Here is a 17,898-nt window from a genome sequence, read left to right on the forward strand (position 1 = left end):
GTCATTTCAGCGGATACTGCTGTGCCGAACACCAACAAAGGGATCATCATGGCGGACGGGATGAAGAATGGAACGGATCGGCGCACCCTGCTGGCGAGCGCCGCGGCGGTTACCGGCGCGGCGATGATGGCGCCGGGCGCGGCGCTGGCGAAGACGGACAAGCTGGCCGACGTCAAGAAGGCGATCGCGGCGGGCCATGACGCATCGGTCAAGCGCTTGCAGGACTGGATCGCCCTGCCCTCGATCGCGGCCGAGAATCTCAACTATCCGGCGGGCGCGGACTATATGCGCAAGCTCGCGCTCGATGCGGGTTTCCAGCATGCCGAGATCGTGCCGTCCAAGGGCAAGCCAGGCGTGTTCGCGACGCTCGACGCGGGCGCCAAGAAGACGCTGGGCCTGTATTTCATGTACGACGTGAAGCAGTTCGTCGCATCCGAATGGGAAAGCCCGCCGCTGGAAGGCCGCATCCTCGACCGGCCGGGCATGGGCAAGATCCTGATGGGCCGTGGCGCCGTCAACCAGAAGGGCCCGGAATCGACGGTGCTCGCGGCGCTCCACGCGATGAAGGCGGCGGGCCGCAAGCTGCCCGTCAATCTCGTGCTGGTCGCCGAAGGCGAGGAAGAGATCGCCTCCCCCAACTTCCACGAGATCGTCACCAGGCCGCATGTCGCAGAAGCGCTGAAGAAGAGTGTGGGCGTGATCATTCCCTTCGCCGCGCAGAATCCGGCGAACGGCGCGGTCACATTGTTCCTGGGCGCCAAGGGCGCGATCGAGATGGAGATCGTCGTCTCGGGCGAGAAATGGGGCCGCGGCCCCAAGGGCGACATCCATTCCAGCGAAAAGGCGCGTGTCGACAGCCCGCCATGGCGGCTGGTCGCGGCACTTTCGACGCTGGTGAGCCCCGACGGCAACACCGTGATGATCGACGGCATCCAGGATCAGGTGCGCCCGCTCACCGATCGCGAACGCGCGCTGATCGCGGCGACGGCCGCCAAGACCGACGAGGCATCGACCAAGAAGCAACTGGGCGTGCAGCGCTGGATCGACGACATGACGTGGGAACAGTCGCTCGAACGGCTGGCGGCGGTGCCGACGATCAACATCCAGGGCCTCGTCTCCGGCTATACCGGCCCCGGCGGCAAGACCGTGTTGCCCGGCCGCGCGGTCGCTAAGGTGGAAATGCGGCTGGTGCCCAACATGACCAAGGAAGAGACGGTCGCGAAACTGCGCGCGCATCTCGACAAGCGCGGCTTCACCGATGTCGAGGTGAACGTCACCGGCGGCTATGGCCCGACCGAGACGCCGGAAACCGCGGCACTGACGCGCGCGCAGCTTGCCACCTATGAGCGGTTCGGCGTCGAGACCACGGTCTATCCGCGCATCGCGGGAAGCTGGCCGGGCGTGATCTTCACCGGCCCGCCGCTCAACCTGCCCGCCGGCCAGTTCGGGCTGGGCCATGGTTCGGGCGCGCATGCACCCAACGAGTTCTTCCTGATCGAAAGCGCCAATCCCAAGGTGCTGGGCATGGACGACGCGGCGCTCGCCTTTGTCGATTTCCTCTATCAGGTCGCGGCGACTGCCTGAGACGGACACCGATGGGCCGTGCGGTGGCGTGTTGCTGCTGCACGGCCATGGCCGCACCGGCCATTCGATGCGCGGCCTGGCCGCGACATTGCGCAAGGCGGGCTATGCGACCCTGGCGCCGCACTATCCTGCGCGGCGATCGCTGAACGCGATCGTCGACGGGCTGCAACCGCGCGTCGCGACCTTCGCCGCCGAATGTGGCGGCCCGCTTCATATGGTGACGCATTCGCTGGGCGGTCTGGTCGCCCGTGCGCTGTTCAAGGCGCATCGCCCGGCACGGGCGGGACGTGTCGTCATGCTGGGGGCAAGCGGCCCCCATCTCCGCACTGGCCGGGCGGCGGCCGAGGAAGCGGTGCTCGGCCCCGTCGATTTCGATCTCGGCGTGATCGCAGGGGATCGCCCGATCGATCCGGTCTTTCCCAGATTGCTGGTGCCGCGCCCCAATGACGGGAAGGTGAGCGTCAGCGCCACGCGCGTCGCGGGCATGCGCGACCATATCGTGCTGCCGGTATCGCATACGCTGATGGTCTATGACCGCCGTGTCCGCGCCCAGGCCTTGGCGTTTCTGCGGAACGGCCGTTTCAGCCGGTAGCCACGGCCTCCTTCGGCCCGGATCGCGGATGCCGCAGATCGGGCAGGAAGGCGGCGATCAGCCCGATCGCGGGCATGAACGAGCAGATCGTATAGACCGTCTCGATCCCGTAGATGTCCGCCACCTCGCCCAGCACGGCCGCGCCGAGCCCGCCGACGCCGAACGAGAATCCGAAGAACATGCCGGAGATCATGCCGACCTTGCCGGGCATCAATTCCTGCGCGAACACCACGATCGCCGGGAAGGCCGATGCCAGCAACAGGCCGATCACGACGCTGAGCACGCTCGTCCAGAACAGATCGACATGCGGCATCAGCAGGCTGAATGGCAGCACCGCCAGGATCGAGATCCAGATCACGAACTTGCGGCCGATGCGATCGCCCACCGGGCCGCCGACAAATGTGCCGACCGCGACGGCGCCCAGGAACACGAACAGATGGAATTGCGCGGTCTCCACCGACACGCCGAAGCGATGGATCAGGTAGAAGGTGAAATAGCTGGTGATGCTGCCCAGATAGACATATTTCGAGAAGGTCAGCGCGAGCAGGATCAATATGCCCCTGCGCGCCGCGCCGCGCGGCAGTTCCAGCCCCTCCAGCCTCTTGTGACCCGCCCGCAATCGCGCGAGGCCGTGATCGCGGTACCAGATGCCCACCTGCCAAAGGATCGCGCAGGACAAGAGCGCGAGCAGCGCGAAAAAGGCGAGACTGTTCTGGCCGAAGCGCACAACGATCAGCGCGGCGGCGAGCGGCCCCAGCGCCGAGCCGGCATTGCCGCCCACCTGGAACAGCGATTGCGCCATGCCCTTGCGCGGCCCCGCCGCCATACGCGCGACCCGCGAGGATTCGGGGTGGAAGACCGAGGATCCCATGCCGAGCAGAGACGCGCCGACCAACAGCAAGGCATAGCTGTGCGCGACGGAGAGCACCGCCAGCCCAGCGAGCGAGAACAGGGTTCCGCCCGGCAAGGCCAGCGGCGACGGTTTCCTGTCCGAATAGAGCCCGATCAGCGGCTGGAGGATCGACGCCGTGATCTGATAGACCAGGGTGACGAGGCCGATCTGGCTGAAGCTGAGCCCCAGTTCTTCCTTCAGATTGGGATAGATGGCCGGCAGCAGCGCCTGCATCATGTCGTTGAGCAGATGGCAGAAGCTGATCGCGAAGATCACCGGGAACACGGTGGTCTCGACCGCGACGGGTAGTGGCGCGACGGGTTGTGGCGCGGCGGATTGGGGTGCATCGATCGGGCTGCTGGACATCGGCATTTCCTTTGACGTCACGATGCGATAGGCCCGCCAAACCTGTCCCGCATCTTCGCTTGGGACTTTCAGTTTTGCGAGTGGGACATGGCGAAACCGTGGACCGATCCGGACGATTACGATCATGCGCCGCGCCCCGTGGTCGCGATCGGCAATGATTATCCGCCCTCGTTCGAGCTTGCGCCGCATCGGCACGGCCGGGGACAATTGCTCTACGCCGCCAGCGGCGTCGTCGTCGCCACCACGCCCCAGGGCGTCTGGATCGCCCCGCCCGAGCGCGCGGTGTGGATACCCGCCGGGATCATGCATGCGGTGCGCATGGTCGGCCCGGTTTCAACGCGCAGCCTGCTGCTCAACGCGACGGCGAGCCGCGCGTTGGGCGGCGACTGCATGGTGCTGGCGGTCTCTCCGCTGCTGCGCAGCCTGCTCGCCGTGTCGGTCGATATCGATCCCAATTACGAGATGGCCGGCCGCGATGGCCTTGTCATGGCGCTGATCGTCGCCGAACTCGAACGCGCGCCACGGATTCCGCTGGCCGTGCCCTTCCCCGCCAGCGTCGCGCTGGCGCGCCTGTGCCATGATTTCCTGGAAACGCCGGCGCCGCATGACACGATCGACGACTGGGCGACACGCCTCGGCATGGAACGGCGCACATTCACAAGGACGTTCAGGCGCGAAACCGGCATGAGCTTCGGCGAATGGCGGCAACAGGCCTGCCTGCTCGTCGCCCTGCCCCGCCTTGCGACCGGCGCGCCGATCACCGCGATCGCGATGGACCTCGGCTATGACAGCCCGGCCGCGTTCTCCACCATGTTCAAGCGGCTGCTCGGCATCTCCCCGGCACGCTATCGCGCGGACCGCTCCGCGACGGGATGAGTGCCGGGCAGGCTCAACCGCAGACATCGCCCGACAAAGGAATGGCGCCTGATCGCCGCCAGCGCCTATGGTCGCGCGATAGCCTGAGAGGAGAGATGCCATGCGAACCATGCTGATCCTGGCAGCGGCCGCGATCGTCGCGACGCCCGCCATTGCCGCCGATCCGGTCAAGATGGTCACCAAGCTGAGCGGCGCCGCCGAAGTGCCCGGCCCGGGCGATCCCGACGGCAGCGGCACCGCGACGGTGAGCGTGAACGCCGCCAAGGGCGAAGTCTGCTACACGCTCTCCGTCGATGGCATCGATGCGGCGACGATGGCGCATATCCACAAGGGCGCGACCGGCGTTGCCGGCCCGCCGGTGGTCACGCTCGACGCGCCGGCCGGCGGCACGTCCGAAGGCTGCAAGGCGGCGGAAGCGGCCGTGATCGCCGCGCTTATCGCCGCCCCGGCCGATCATTATGTGAACGTCCATAATGCGGCCTTCCCCAAGGGCGCGGTTCGCGGCCAGCTCGGCAAATAGGACAAGGAATGGCTCGCTTGCAGCGCGATCCGCGCCGGGCATCCTTGCGCTCGCTTGATTATATAGCCAACTAGATATATAGACGAGTCGTTATGAATGACTCGCTCAACCTGAAATTCGCCGCGCTCGCCGATCCCACGCGCCGGGGCATTCTCGCCATGCTCGCGCAGGGAGAGGCGACCGTCACCGATCTCCAGAAGCCGTTCGGCATCAGCCAGCCCGCGATCTCCAAGCATCTGAAAGTGCTCGAGGGCGCCGGACTGATCGAGCGCGGCCGCGCGGCCCAGTCGCGACCGCGGCGATTGAACACGGCGGCGCTCGCCGAGGCCGGCGCCTGGATCGATGGCGTGCGCCAGCTCTGGGACGACAGTTTCGACCGGCTCGACGAACTTCTCGCCGATTTGCAGCAACCCGAAAGCAAGGAATGATCCCGATGACCGAAACCAACAATGCCCATTTCACCCTGACCCGGATGCTCGATGCGCCGCGCGCGCTCGTCTGGCGGGCCTGGACGGATCCGGCCCTGCTCGCCCGCTGGTTCGGCCCGAAAGGCACGGCCACCACGGTCCTGGCGCATGATCCGCGCCCCGGCGGCGTCACGCATCTGCGCATGGACATGCCCGGCGGCGGCGCGATCTGGGCGCGGTTCGTCCATCGCGAAGTGACGGAGCCCACTCGGCTGAGCTGGGTGCACTCCTTCGCCGACGAACGGGGAGAGCTGGCGCGCGCGCCCTTTTTCGACGGCATCTGGCCGCTCGAACTGCTCAACAGCGTGGTGTTCGAGGAAGACGGCGCCCGCACCCGGATGACGCTGACATCGGAAACGATCGGCGCGACGGCGGAGGAATGCCGCATCTTCATCGAGCAGATCCCCTCGATGAACGAGGGCTGGGGCGGCAGCTTCGAGCAACTCGACGCCGTGCTGGCGTCGCAGCCCGCATGACCCCGCTCGTTCTGACTGGCGCGTTCTCCGCATCCTGATAGGAACGGCCTGCCCGGTACGATGCCGGGCAGGTTTGCGGAGACCCGGGTGAAACGGTTGGAGCGCGCTTACAATATCGCGGACCTGCGCCTGATGGCGCGACGGCGGCTGCCGCGCCCGATCTTCGACTATATCGATGGCGGCGCCGACGACGAAGTGACGCTGGCGCGCAACATGTCCGCCTTTTCGCGGTACGAACTGGTGCCCGACGTCCTTGTCGACGTCTCGCGCATCCGCACCGAAACCAGGATGTTCGGCCAGCCCGCCGCCTGGCCGCTGATGCTGTCGCCGACCGGGCTCAACCGGATGTTTCATGGCGACGCCGAGCTCGCCGTCGCCCGCGCCGCCGCGCGCCACGGCTTGCCCTACGGCCTCTCGACGCTGGGCACGACGCGGCTGGAGGATCTCGCCAAAGCGTTTGGCGGGCCCAAGATCTTCCAGATCTATATCTTCAAGGATCGCGGCCTCACTGCCGAATTCGTCGCACGCTGCAAGGCGGCAGGATTTCACGGCCTGGCGCTCACCGTCGACACGCCGGTCGCGGGCAATCGCGAGCGCGACCGGGTCAACGGCCTGGCGGTGCCGCCGCGCCTGACGCTGCGTTCGATGCTCAGCTATGCCCGCCATCCCGGCTGGTCGATCCCCGCGCTCTCCGCCGCGCGCTTCGATTTCGCCAATGTCAGCCACCGCGTCGATGCGCTGGCCGATGGACCGATGAGCCTGTTCGATTATATCGGCGGCCAGTTCGACCGGACGCTGACCTGGCGCGACGTCGAATGGCTCGCGGCCGAATGGGGCGGACCGCTCTCGATCAAGGGCGTGATGACGCCGCAGGATGCGAAACACGCGATCGCGGCGGGGGCGACGGGGGTGATGATCTCCAATCATGGCGGGCGCCAGCTCGACGGAGCCCCCGCGCCGATCGATCAGGTCGCGCCGATCCGCGAAGCGCTGGGCGACGGGCCGGACGTGATCTGCGATGGTGGGATACGGCGCGGATCGGATGTGGTGAAGGCGCTGGCGCTGGGCGCCACCGGCTGCTCGATCGGGCGCCCCTATCTGTTCGGCCTGGCCGCTGGCGGCGAAGCCGGCGTCGATCGCGCGCTGACCTTGCTGCGCGAGGAATTCGACCGCACGATGGTGCTCGCCGGCATCGCCGATATCGGCGAGATCCAGCCCCGCCATATTCGCGGCATTTCGCGCGGCTGACGGCCCGCGGATAAAAACGCCCTCCCCCGCCGCCGCGATCTGTGCCACGGGCATCGCCATGCCCGCCGACCCCAGCCAGTTCGATGCGATCATCCTTGGTGCCGGGGGGGCGGGGCTGATGTGTGCATCGGTCGCCGGCCAGCGCGGGCGACGCGTGCTGGTGATCGACCACGCCGATGCGGCGGGCAAGAAGATCCTGATTTCAGGCGGCGGACGCTGCAACTTCACCAATATCGACGTCGCCCCCGATCGCTATCTCTCGGCCAATCCGCATTTCGCCAAATCGGCGCTCAGCCGCTATCGCGCACAGGATTTCATCGATCTGGTCGATCGCCACGGCATCGCCTGGCATGAAAAGACCCTGGGCCAGCTTTTCTGCGACGGCTCCGCCCGCCAGATCGTGGCGATGCTGCTCGACGAATGCGATGCCGGCGGTGTCCGGCTGGCGTTGGGATCGCCGATCCGCGACGTCGCGCACGCCGATGGCGGCTTTCGCGTCATGCATGGCGATCGCGTATCGACCGCGCCGGCGTTGGTGATCGCGACGGGCGGGCCGTCGATCCCCAAGCTTGGCGCGACGGGCTTCGCCTATGATCTTGCGCGCCGTTTCGGGCTGAAAGTGGTGGAGCCCCGCCCCGCGCTGGTTCCGCTGACGCTGCCCGACAGCGAGGCCCTGTTCCGGTCCCTGTCCGGCGTCTCCGCGCCCGTCATCGCCCGGTGCGGCAAGGCCAGCTTCGCCGAAGCGGCATTGTTCACACATCGCGGCCTTTCCGGCCCTGCGATCCTGCAGGTCTCTTCCTATTGGCGGCACGGCCAGCCGATCTCGATCGACTTCGCCCCCGGCGCCGAAGCCGATTGGCTGATCCAGGCGAAACGCCAGCGTCCACGCACCACCCTGCGCACCGCACTGGGCGCGACCCTGCCCGACCGGCTGGCAACCGCGCTCGCGGACAGGCTGCCCGCGGGCGAACTCGGCGCGCAAAGCGACACCGCGCTGAAACAGGCCGAGCGCCTGATCGCGGACTGGCGCTTCATGCCCAATGGCAGCGAAGGCTTCGCCAAGGCTGAAGTGACGGTGGGCGGGATCGCCACCGACGGGCTGTCGTCACAGACGATGGAAGCCCGCAAGGTTCCGGGGCTCTACGCGATCGGCGAAGCCGTCGATGTCACCGGCTGGCTGGGCGGCTATAACTTCCAATGGGCCTGGGCCAGCGGCTGGGCCGCCGGCCAGGCGATCTAAGGCTTCCGTTCAAGAGCCGAGCGGAGATTGCCCTTGGCAGCCGCCAGTCGTTCACGCGCTTCATCAACATTGGCGCCACCCGCGATCAGCACCGCCGCCTTGATGTCGCGCCCTGCGGCGTCGAGCGCGGCCTGTGCGGTCGCTTCATCGACGCCGGCAAGATCGCGGACCATCGCGGCGGCGCGGCGCTGCAATTTGATGTTGGAAATGCGCATATCCACCATCAGCCCGCGATAGACGCGGCCACAACGCAGCATCGTCGCGGTCGAGAACAGGTTGAGCACCGCTTTCTGCGCCGTGCCCGCCTTCATGCGCGTCGATCCCGCCACCAGTTCGCTGCCCGTTTCGGCGAGCAGCGCATGCTCGGCCGCCGCGAGCAGTGGCGCGCCTTTATTGTTGGCGATGCCGATGGTGAGCGCGCCGGCGGCCCGCCCCGCCTCCACGGCGGCGACGGTATAGGGGGTGCGCCCGCTCGCGGCGACGCCGATGACCACATCGAGCGGGCCGACACCGGCCGCGGCGATTTCAGCGCGCGCGGCATCGGCATCGTCCTCCGCCCCCTCCACGCTTTCGGTGAGCGCGCCCATGCCGCCCGCCATCAGATAGACGAGGCGATCGGACGGCCAGTCATAGGTGGGGGTCAGCTCGACACCGTCCTGCACCGCGATCCGCCCCGACGTGCCGGCGCCGGCATAGACGAGCCGCCCGCCGCGATTGAGCCGTTCAGCCGCCGCGTCGCTCGCGCGCGCAAGTGCGCCGACCTGGCTTTTCAGCGCTGCGACGGCGGCCAACTGCCCCTCCAGCATCGCTTCCACCGCCGTTTCGGTGGGCCAGAGGTCGATATCGACGAAGCGCGGATCGACGGTTTCGGTGGACATCTCGTCTCCTGAATTGCTGATCGTCTCTAATAATGATTGGCGTCGCGCGCGCCATCGCTATTGAAGACATATGCCTGTCGAAAGCCTGATGATCCGCGAGGCCGGCGAAGCCGCCTCGGTCTGCGAGCGCCAGATCGCGCGCAACCGCGACGCCGTGAAGGCCGCCGCCGAACGCCTCCGCGCGCTCGATCCGCCCTTTGCCGCAACGCTGGCGCGCGGCAGCTCCGACCAGGCGGCGGGGTTCGCGAAGGTCCTGTTCGAAACCCGGCTGAAACTGCCGACGCTCAGCCATTCACCATCGATCGGCGCGCTTTATCATGCGACCTCACCGCGCCTGGCCGGCACGCCGATGATCGCGATCTCGCAATCGGGGCGCAGCCCGGATCTGCTGTGCGCGGCGCAGGAAGCGCAGGCGGCCGGCGCCCTGCTGATCGTTCTCGTCAACGACGAAACCTCGCCACTCGCCGAAATGGCCGATATCCTGCTGCCGCTTCATGCCGGGCAGGAAAGCAGCGTCGCGGCGACCAAGAGCTTCATCGCGGCACTGGCAGCGCTCGCGCATCTGACTGCGGAATGGAGCGGCGACGGCGCGTTGCTGGCGGCGCTCGACGGAATCGGCGATACGCTGCGCGCCGCTTCGGCGCTCGACTGGAGCGCGGCGATCCCGCCGCTTGTCGATGCCACGAGCCTGCTCGTGCTCGGCCGAGGCCTGACCTTCCCGATCGCGGGCGAAGCCGCGCTCAAATTCAAGGAGACCTCCGGCCTTCATGCCGAAGCGTTCAGCAGCGCCGAAGTCGCGCACGGCCCGATGACGCTGGTGGAGGCGGCGGATCCCGTCTTCGTCTTCGGCCCGGCGGACGCGGCGCGCGCCGGCCTGGCCGAGCGGATCGCGAGCTTCGCCGAACGCGGCGCAACGGTGATCGCGGCCGGTGCAAAAGAGGATCTTGCCGGTGCATCGATCGCACTGCCTTCGCTTGAAGCCGCGCATCCGGTGCTCGGCGCGATCGCGATGATCCAGGCCTTTTACGGTTTCGCCAACGCTCTGTCGCTCGCGCGCGGCCGCGATCCCGATCGCCCGCCCTATCTTGCCAAGGTGACGCGCACATTATGACGCGGATCGCACTCAGGGGCGCGGCCATCGTCACGCCCGATGCCGTGATCGAGGATTATGCGCTGCTGCTCGACGGGCCGCATATCGCCGCGGTCGTGCCGGAACGCAGCCTGACATCCGGCATCGAGACGATCGACCTGGACGGCGGCTGGCTGCTGCCCGGCTTCATTGACGTGCAGGTGAATGGCGGCGGAGACGTGCTGTTCAACGATCTGCCGACGGTGGAAGGCATCCGCGCGATCGCGGCGGCGCATCGGCGCTATGGCACCACCGGATTGCTGCCGACCCTGATCAGCGACGAACTGGCGGTGGTCGGCGAGGCGATCGATGCCGTCGATGCGGCGATCGCGGCGGGCGAGCCCGGGATTCTCGGCATCCATGTCGAAGGGCCGTTCCTCAATGCCGACAAGCGCGGCATTCATGATGCGTCGAAATTCCGTATTCTCGATGCCGATACGATCGCGCTGCTCTCGCAGGCCGGCCCCGGCAAAAGGCTGGTCACCATCGCGCCGGAACTGGCGCCGGAAGGCACGATCCGCGCGCTCGCCGATGGCGGGGTGATCGTCGCGGCCGGGCACAGCATGGCGGACTATGACAAGACGCGTGCGGCGCTCGTCGAGGGCCTGCACGGCTTCACCCATTTGTTCAACGCGATGACGCAGCTCGGCAGCCGTGAGCCGGGCATGGTCGGCGCCGCGATCGAGGACCAGGCAAGCCGTTTCGGGCTGATCGTCGACGGCCATCATGTTCATGCCGCCGCGATGACGATCGCGGTGCGTGCGCGCGGCATCGACGGCGTGATGCTGGTGACCGATGCGATGCCGCCCGTCGGCGGCAACCTGCCCAGCTTCACGCTGATGGGGCGCGAGATCCACATGGTCGACGGCATCTGCCGGGGGCCGGACGGCACGCTGGCGGGATCGGCGCTGACCATGGCGGAGGCGTTCCGCAACGCGATGGACTGGATCGGGCTTTCGCTGGTCGAGGCGTCGCGCGCCGCCAGCGGCAATCCCGCCGCCTTTCTGGGCCTTGCCGACCGCACCGGCGCGATCGCACCCGGCCTGGCGGCCGATCTGGTGCATCTGGACAAGGATCGGCGGGTGGTGCGGACATGGATCGGCGGGGCGGTTTCGGCGTTGGGGGAGTGAGGCTCCCCCACTCCATCACGATAAACCTGTCATCCCCGCGCACGCGGGGATCCAGCCATTCCGTGAAGCATCCGGAAAAAGAAGAAGAAGCTGGATCCCCGCATTCGCGGGGATGACATGGAGGGCAAGACGCCTTCTGGTCGGCAGACCCCAGCCTTCGCTGGGGTGACGGGCGGGTTTAGATCGGCTCTACCGCCCGAACCCCGCCAGCAGCAGCGCGCCGTCGAGCGGATCGCCCTGCGGTTCGCTCAATTGCGCGACGGTGCGTGCGCGCAGCCACGGGCGCATGCGCTGCGCGAGGCCGCCGGCAAGCGCGCAGGCCGGCGCGCCCTGGGCGAAGATGGTTTCGATGAAGCGTTCGATATGGAGCGCGGCGTCTTCGACGATCGAGCGCGCGATCGCGTCGTTGGCCTCGGCATAATCCATCACCAACGGCGCGAGCGCCGCATAATCCTTGGGCGTCGCTTCATCCATCCAGGCCACCGCCTGAAGCGTATCGTGGCCGAAGCGCTCGCTGACGGCGGTGCTGAGCGGCGTGCGCTGGGTCCGTCCGTCGAGCGCGCGCAAGGCATGGCGCATCGCGCTCAAGCCCAGCGCGGCGCCGCTGCCTTCGTCGGAGATCGGGAATCCATAGCCGCCGATCGAGAAATCGCGACCGCCGACGCGCAGTTGCGCGATGCTGCCCGTGCCGATCACCAGCACCGCGCCGTCGCCACCGCGATGCGCGCCGATATTGGCGATCGCACCATCGGTATCGAACGCGACAGAGGCGAAGGGAAAGTCGAGTTCGGCCAGCGCCGCGCGGACGCCGGGCCGCCGGATGCCGGCGATGCCCATGCCCGTGCGGATCCCGGCCACGGCGGCATCGTCAAGGCCGGCGGCCGCGATCGCCTGATCGGCGGCGTCGCGCAGCGTGGCGTACAGCCTATCCATGCCGATCTTGGCATTGGCCGGCCCGGTTTCTCCGGTTCCCAGAATCGCGCCGCTTTCGTCAACCAGCCGGCTGCGGCAATGGCTGCCGCCCGCATCAATGCCGAGATAATGGGTCATAAGCGCGACGATCGGTTCGTGATGAGCATGTCCTTGCTCTAGCTGCTCCGTGCAGCCCCGTCCTAGAAAAAGAGCTTCCGGATGCTCAGCATGACGCTGCGGCCAACCGGATCGAGATAGGCGGGCTGATAGCGCAGCGGCGTCGCGCCCGTCGCATCGGTGACCGAGCGGCGGCTGTTGAAGAGATTGTTCACCGACAGCGTCACCTGGGTGCCCCGCAGGAAGGGATGCGCCGTCACCAGCTTGGGCATCTGGCCGAGATTGGCGAACAGGCGCAGATTGGCGGTCGCGAGATCGCCGAATTCCAGGCGCGAGGTGCCGCCCAGCGCACCATCGACATGCGTGCCGCTTTCCCAGTTGAGGCTGAGCCGTGCGCCGAGCCCGTTATTGGTATAGCCGGCGCGCGCCTCGATCTCGTGACGCGGCTGTCCGCCCGAAGATCCCACCGCATCGCCGTCGAGCAGATCGAGCTTGGGCACGCCCGGCGCGATCAGGATCGATTCTGTCAGATGCCAGGTGTGATAAAGGCCGAGCTGGATGCGGCCACCGCCGCCCTGCCCGCCGCGACCGCCGCCGAAGCGCATCCGGCCGAAACCACCGCCCGGTCCGCCGCCGGCACGCTGGCCGCCTTCGCCCGGCGTACCTTCGGGACGCGGGCCACTTTCACCGGGCGTGCCGCCTTCCTCGCGCCGGCGATTGCCGAACAGCGCGCGCAACTCCTCGGGCCGGTCCTCCGGCTTCGCGCCGGCCGCGCGCCAGGCCTCGATCTTCTTCTGGATCGCCGATTTGACGGGAATCGACAGATCGAAGCCCCAGCGCAGTCTTTCGCTGTGCGAACGCAGGAAATTGATCGGCCGCGAATCGATCTGGATCAGCGCGCCATCGGCGTCGCGCATGAAGCGTTGCGAGAAGGCATCTTCGATCGCCGGCGTCGGTGACGGGAAGGCGGAGATCGGATTGCTCGTGCGGCTGTTGAGGTAATTGGCGGTCAGGGTCAGGTTGAGCTTCTCGAACGGCTTGACCGTCGCGTTGATGCGGAACTGATCGCGCACGCCTTCGCGCAGCAGCGCATTGCCGCCCGAAATCTGGGTCACGAACACCGTCTCGCCGCGTGCATAATCGAACACCGGCACATTGGGCGTCACCACCTGCGGGTTGTTGATCTGCTGCCCCGTCGGCGCCGCGCGATCCTGGCTGGCGGAGACGAGCAGGCGGACCTGTTCGATCGGCGTCCAGCGCGCGCCATAACCGAGCGTCGACAGTGTGCCGAAGTCCGAAAGCTCCTGAACGCCGGCGTTCATATTGACCGAGATGTCGCCGAGCACGCCCAGAACGTCGCGGCTGCGATTGGTCAGCGGCACATCGACGCTGATCTGACCGCTCGCAATCTCGCGCGAATAGTCCAGCGCATAGGGCGTGCCCGATCGGATCGAGCGGCTGTTGAAGCCATTGGCCGAAGCGCCCGCCTTGATCGACGTTGTGACCGTGCCTGCGGGCAGATCGAACAGCGATCCGCTGACGAGCAGATCACCGCTGAGCGCGCGATACCTGGATTGCGCGGTGTCGGTCAGCCGGTTGGCCAGGAGATTGGCGGGCAAGGCGCCAAAGGGATTGAGTGCCGGATCACCCGCATCGAGCAGCGACTGGATGCCTGTGGTGGAGATGCCGCGATCGGTGCGCGTGCGCGTGTCCGAGATATCGCCGGCACCGGTGAACGACCATTGCCAGCCCTTGGCGATCCGGCCGTTCAAGGTCAGGCCGACATGGCCGGTGGTGCCGCGCACGCGCTGCGCCAGCGCGCCATCCTGATCGAGATAGCGCAACAGTCGCGTATCGCCGGCAAAAGGCGAAAAGGGATTGGCGCCCGGCAGCGTCACCGCCAGCGAAGGCAAGCCCTGAAGCGAGCGGCTGTCGCTCAGTTCCAGCCGGCCGTTGAGCGATGCGGAAACGCCGCCCAATGCCCGCGCATAGGTCGCATTCGCCGCGAAATTCTCGGTCTCCGGGCTGAGCGTGCGATAGCGGCCGAGATCGTCGACATCGGCGATGCCCGCGCCCGCGACGAAATCGGCGAGCGACGGCGCCGCCGTGGCCGCGCTGCCCGGCACGGTGGCTGTCGTGACGGTCTGGCCGGCCAGCGCCGACAGCGCGGGATCGATCTCGCCCCCGGCAAGCGCGGAGGTGATCGTGCCGGCAAGCGAATAGGGGCGCCCCGGCGCGGTCGGAATGATGTCTCGCTGGCTTTCGAGCAGGTCCGCCGCGCGCGAATATTTGAGATCGACGGTGAAGCGATCGTCGCCACGGATCCGGAGGAGCCCCGTGTTGACGCTGCCATTCTCCCGCCCGCCATCGGTCGATACGCCGCCGCGCACTTCACCCGTCATCGCACGGAAGCGCTGGCGCAGGACGATGTTCACCACCTTCTGGTTGGGCGAATAGCCATAGCTCAGCGAAACCTGTTCGGGCAGGATCTCGACGCGGGCGATCGCTTCGGTCGGCAGATCCTGGATTTCCGAAAAGCCGGAGATGCGCTTGCCGTTGAGCAGCACGACGGGCTCGCCCCCGGCGGCATTGGTCTGCGGCGCCAGTTCGGTGATCAGTTCGGAGACCGAGGTCACGCCATAGGCGCGGATATCGGCGGGGCTCAGCCGCTGTTCGGGCTCGATCGTGCCGATGACGGATCCGCGTGGCCGCACGCCCGAAACCACGATCTCCTCGTCCGACATGTCGTCGGTGCTTTCGGCCTGCGCCGGCGTAGCGGCAGGCGCGCGCTGGGGATCGGCCCCCTGCGCCATCAAGGCGCCGGGGGCGGCGCCCAGCAGGAGGGAAAGGAACGCGACGGATTTACGCTTGATCACAACAGGCCCCTGAATGCTCTTCGGTTCATGCCGAACTAGGGGGCACCTGTCGTCAAATCATGGCAGGATTGGCGCGATATTGTCGCAAATTGTAACCGGCGCTCGTTCGCCGAGCGCGATCATTTCACCGGCAGCGCGGCAGGCGGTCCCAGTGTCCTGTCGTACCAGTCGAAGATCCTGCGCCACATGTCGCGGATGTTCGCGGGCGAATTGTAGACATGATCCTCGCCATAATAGCGGACCATCACCGCATCCTTGTTCAGCCGGGTCAGCGCGGTGAAGAATTCCTCGGTCTGGGTCGTCGAGACATAATCGAGGTCGCCGGTCATCAGCATGATCGGCGTCCTGATCTTCTCGACATGCATCAGCGGGCTGTTGCGCAGATAGCGCTCGGGATCGGCCCAGGGCGGCGCACCCATCCCGCCCTGCCCAGTTTCCATCAGGCTGGTCGAAAACAGATCGAGCCCGGCCTTCTCCGCCTTCAGCCGCAGATCGATGACGAACTGGCCATAGCTGCTGACCAGATCGTAGATGCCCGCCTGCGCCACCGCGGTCTTGAACCGGTCGGTCAGCCCGACAAGCGCACCGGTGGTGTAGCCGCCATAGCTCTGCCCCTGCACACCGAGGCGGCCGGGATCGACATAGCCCTGCGCGACGGCCGCATCGACGGCGGCGAATATCTGTTCGGGCAGGCCCTTCAGCGGATCGCGCGGCACCTGATCGTAATCGACCGGAATCGAAGGGTAGAGGACAGCATAACCATGCGCGGCCAGGATATGATCGTTGAGCGCATGAACATCGTCGAGCGACCATTTGCTCCACGTTTCGCCGGAGAAGAACGAGCCCGGATAGACATTGACGATCGTGGCGACCGGCGTGCCCGGGCGATAGCCGGGCGGCAGCAGGATCCAGGAAGTGCGCGCATCGCCGCTCGGTCCCTTGTGATCGATGCGGACCGGCGTGCCGCCCACCACTTGCCGCAGATGTTCGTTCAGTCGCGCCACCTCCCGGCGCGACCCGTCGGTGCCGACCACCGAGAGCAACGTCATGTTGCGGTCGCGTTCGATAAGGGCCGCGCGCCGGCCGGCCGGCGACGCCGCGACGAATTCCCCGCCCGGCAGCGACGCGGCGACGGTATCGATCCGGCCGGTCATCAGGTCGATGAAGATCAGCCGCTCCGGCTTGCCGGCGCCACCGGCGGCGAGCCGCAGGGTGACACTGTCGCTCGGCTGGAGATTCTGTTCGGGCACCGGACCGAACGGCCCGACCGGGCGCCAGGATTGCACCGGTTCGGCGAGCGTGGCGGTCAGATTGCGGCGCCCGCCCGTCGGGTCGATCGCCCAGGCCTCTCCATCATGCAGGACGATCAGGGCCTCCCGGCCGATCCCGATCAGCGTCGGCGCGGCGCCTGCGAAAGCTGCGGTCAGATTGCGCGGTTTCCCCTGGCCGATCAGATACCAGTCCGCCCGTCCTGGCTTGCCCGGCGGCGTTTCGGCGGGTTCGGCGAAGATCGCCAGTCGATCGCCGATCCACGCCGATTGTACATCGAGCGCAAAGCCCATCCGGCCGGCATGTGGCTTGAGCGCGCCGAGATCCACCATCGACGCCCGGCCGCTGCGACGATCGTAGATGCTGTAGCGGGCGGTGTCCCAGCCCCGGCCCTCGTCGCGCGCGACGAAGGACAGCAAGGGCGCGGAGGCCGACCAGTTCAACGAGGATGCAAGCACATCGCAGCCGGCGCAGGGCTCATCCGGCTTTTGCGCGGATCCCGCGCGTGGATCGAGGATCAGCAACCGGCGCTGGATGCCCCCCATATTCGCGCCATGCTCGATCCGCCGCGCCGGATCGATCGCCAGCCGCTCCTCGCGCAGCGCCGCGACGACCAAGCCGTCGGCGGATGCGTGCCAGGCCGAAAAGCGCCCGGACGCCAGCGGAGCCGTTCGCGCCGTGCCGGCATCGGCCAGGACGAGGCCGCCGGTGGCTTCAGGAAAGGCGGTGAAACGACCGCTGCCGATCACGCCGGCGGTCGGCGCGTCGCCGCGATTGCGCCGCGCCCAGAGCCCGGCAAATGCGGCAGCGGTTCCGCCGGCCGCCACTTCACCCGCCGGTTCGGCGGAGAATACGACGCCCTGTCCGATCCAGGGCAGCGACTGGATCGGGCTATAGGTCGGCGAAAGATCGAATTCCCGCGCCGCTCCCCCGGCAAGCGGCACGATCCCCGCTCTGGCACCGGTACGCGAGGCATGCCGGAAGACGAGGCGTCGGCCATCGGGGGAAAGCCCGCTGATCGTATAGCCGCCCGCCGGATCCTGTGGGAACAGCGGCGCGGATGCACCCGTCCCGTTCAGATCGACGATCTGGATCTTCGACCGCAGTTCGCCGATCACGTCCTGCTGGCCGAAATCGGCCTGACGATCGAACGGTCCATAACGCTCGTAGATGAGCCGTTCGCCCGATGGGTCGAACCGGACACCGCCGATCGACTCCACCGCCAGCATGTCGTCGACATCATAGGGTTTGGCGGCATGCGCCGCGCCGAAGGCGCAGGACATGAGCAGCAACATGCCCGAACGCATGGCGTTGACCATCGGAAAC

Annotated in this window: 15 protein-coding genes; 10 read left to right on the forward strand and 5 right to left on the reverse strand. The window is 67.3% G+C overall.

Annotation, left to right across the window (positions count from 1 at the left end):
• Positions 1-60 precede the first annotated feature (60 nt).
• Both K7G82_RS04480 and K7G82_RS04485 read left to right on the forward strand, forming a co-directional pair.
• Positions 61-1,584 (forward strand): M20/M25/M40 family metallo-hydrolase, encoded by a 1,524-nt coding sequence (locus K7G82_RS04480; RefSeq protein WP_222988647.1) that lies wholly within the window; start codon positions 61-63, stop codon positions 1,582-1,584.
• Between the two features lie 28 nt (positions 1,585-1,612).
• Complete coding sequence (locus K7G82_RS04485; protein ID WP_222988648.1) at positions 1,613-2,176, forward strand: esterase/lipase family protein; 564 nt, start codon at positions 1,613-1,615, stop codon at positions 2,174-2,176.
• Here K7G82_RS04485 and K7G82_RS04490 read toward each other — a convergent pair.
• On the reverse strand, positions 2,166-3,434 hold the full coding sequence (locus K7G82_RS04490) for an MFS transporter (RefSeq protein WP_222988649.1): 1,269 nt from the start codon (positions 3,432-3,434) through the stop codon (positions 2,166-2,168). The genes K7G82_RS04485 and K7G82_RS04490 overlap by 11 nt on opposite strands.
• A gap of 87 nt (positions 3,435-3,521) precedes the next feature.
• Here K7G82_RS04490 and K7G82_RS04495 point away from each other — a divergent pair, with 87 nt between their 5' ends.
• From K7G82_RS04495 to K7G82_RS04520, 6 genes are all read left to right on the forward strand, one after another.
• On the forward strand, positions 3,522-4,310 hold the full coding sequence (locus K7G82_RS04495) for an AraC family transcriptional regulator (RefSeq protein WP_222988650.1): 789 nt from the start codon (positions 3,522-3,524) through the stop codon (positions 4,308-4,310).
• A 100-nt stretch (positions 4,311-4,410) separates the two neighbouring features.
• Positions 4,411-4,830, forward strand: a complete 420-nt coding sequence (locus tag K7G82_RS04500) for a CHRD domain-containing protein (RefSeq protein ID WP_222988651.1) — start codon at positions 4,411-4,413, stop codon at positions 4,828-4,830.
• A gap of 92 nt (positions 4,831-4,922) precedes the next feature.
• Positions 4,923-5,258, forward strand: coding sequence for an ArsR/SmtB family transcription factor (locus K7G82_RS04505; protein WP_222988652.1), 336 nt, complete (start codon positions 4,923-4,925; stop codon positions 5,256-5,258).
• Positions 5,259-5,263: 5 nt separating this feature from the next.
• Positions 5,264-5,773 (forward strand): SRPBCC domain-containing protein, encoded by a 510-nt coding sequence (locus tag K7G82_RS04510; RefSeq protein ID WP_222988653.1) that lies wholly within the window; start codon positions 5,264-5,266, stop codon positions 5,771-5,773.
• 87 nt (positions 5,774-5,860) lie between these two features.
• Positions 5,861-7,021 (forward strand): alpha-hydroxy acid oxidase, encoded by a 1,161-nt coding sequence (locus K7G82_RS04515; protein WP_222988654.1) that lies wholly within the window; start codon positions 5,861-5,863, stop codon positions 7,019-7,021.
• Positions 7,022-7,079: 58 nt separating this feature from the next.
• Positions 7,080-8,261: a BaiN/RdsA family NAD(P)/FAD-dependent oxidoreductase gene (locus K7G82_RS04520; protein WP_222988655.1), complete on the forward strand. Its 1,182-nt coding sequence runs from the start codon at positions 7,080-7,082 to the stop codon at positions 8,259-8,261.
• On the opposite strand, the gene K7G82_RS04525 is transcribed toward K7G82_RS04520, so the two are convergent.
• Positions 8,258-9,139, reverse strand: coding sequence for an N-acetylmuramic acid 6-phosphate etherase (locus tag K7G82_RS04525; protein ID WP_222988656.1), 882 nt, complete (start codon positions 9,137-9,139; stop codon positions 8,258-8,260). The genes K7G82_RS04520 and K7G82_RS04525 overlap by 4 nt on opposite strands.
• 70 nt (positions 9,140-9,209) lie before the next feature.
• Between K7G82_RS04525 and K7G82_RS04530 the strand changes: the two genes are divergently transcribed.
• Both K7G82_RS04530 and nagA read left to right on the forward strand, forming a co-directional pair.
• Positions 9,210-10,250: an SIS domain-containing protein gene (locus tag K7G82_RS04530; protein WP_246623266.1), complete on the forward strand. Its 1,041-nt coding sequence runs from the start codon at positions 9,210-9,212 to the stop codon at positions 10,248-10,250.
• Complete coding sequence (gene nagA, locus K7G82_RS04535) at positions 10,247-11,398, forward strand: N-acetylglucosamine-6-phosphate deacetylase (RefSeq protein ID WP_222988657.1); 1,152 nt, start codon at positions 10,247-10,249, stop codon at positions 11,396-11,398. Before K7G82_RS04530 ends, nagA begins: the two co-directional genes overlap by 4 nt.
• Before the next feature lie 189 nt (positions 11,399-11,587).
• On the opposite strand, the gene K7G82_RS04540 is transcribed toward nagA, so the two are convergent.
• The 3 genes from K7G82_RS04540 to K7G82_RS04550 form a co-directional block, all read right to left on the reverse strand.
• The gene (locus K7G82_RS04540; RefSeq protein ID WP_222988658.1) at positions 11,588-12,448 is read right to left on the reverse strand and encodes a glucosamine kinase nucleotide-binding domain-containing protein; all 861 of its coding nucleotides are present in this window, start codon (positions 12,446-12,448) and stop codon (positions 11,588-11,590) included.
• Between the two features lie 62 nt (positions 12,449-12,510).
• Complete coding sequence (locus K7G82_RS04545; protein WP_425517244.1) at positions 12,511-15,303, reverse strand: TonB-dependent receptor; 2,793 nt, start codon at positions 15,301-15,303, stop codon at positions 12,511-12,513.
• 119 nt (positions 15,304-15,422) lie between these two features.
• Positions 15,423-17,891, reverse strand: coding sequence for a S9 family peptidase (locus K7G82_RS04550; protein WP_222988659.1), 2,469 nt, complete (start codon positions 17,889-17,891; stop codon positions 15,423-15,425).
• Between the last annotated feature and the right edge of the window lie 7 nt (positions 17,892-17,898).

It is taken from the genome of Sphingomonas colocasiae (assembly GCF_019880585.1).
Taxonomy (GTDB): Bacteria; Pseudomonadota; Alphaproteobacteria; order Sphingomonadales; family Sphingomonadaceae; genus Sphingobium_A; species Sphingobium_A colocasiae.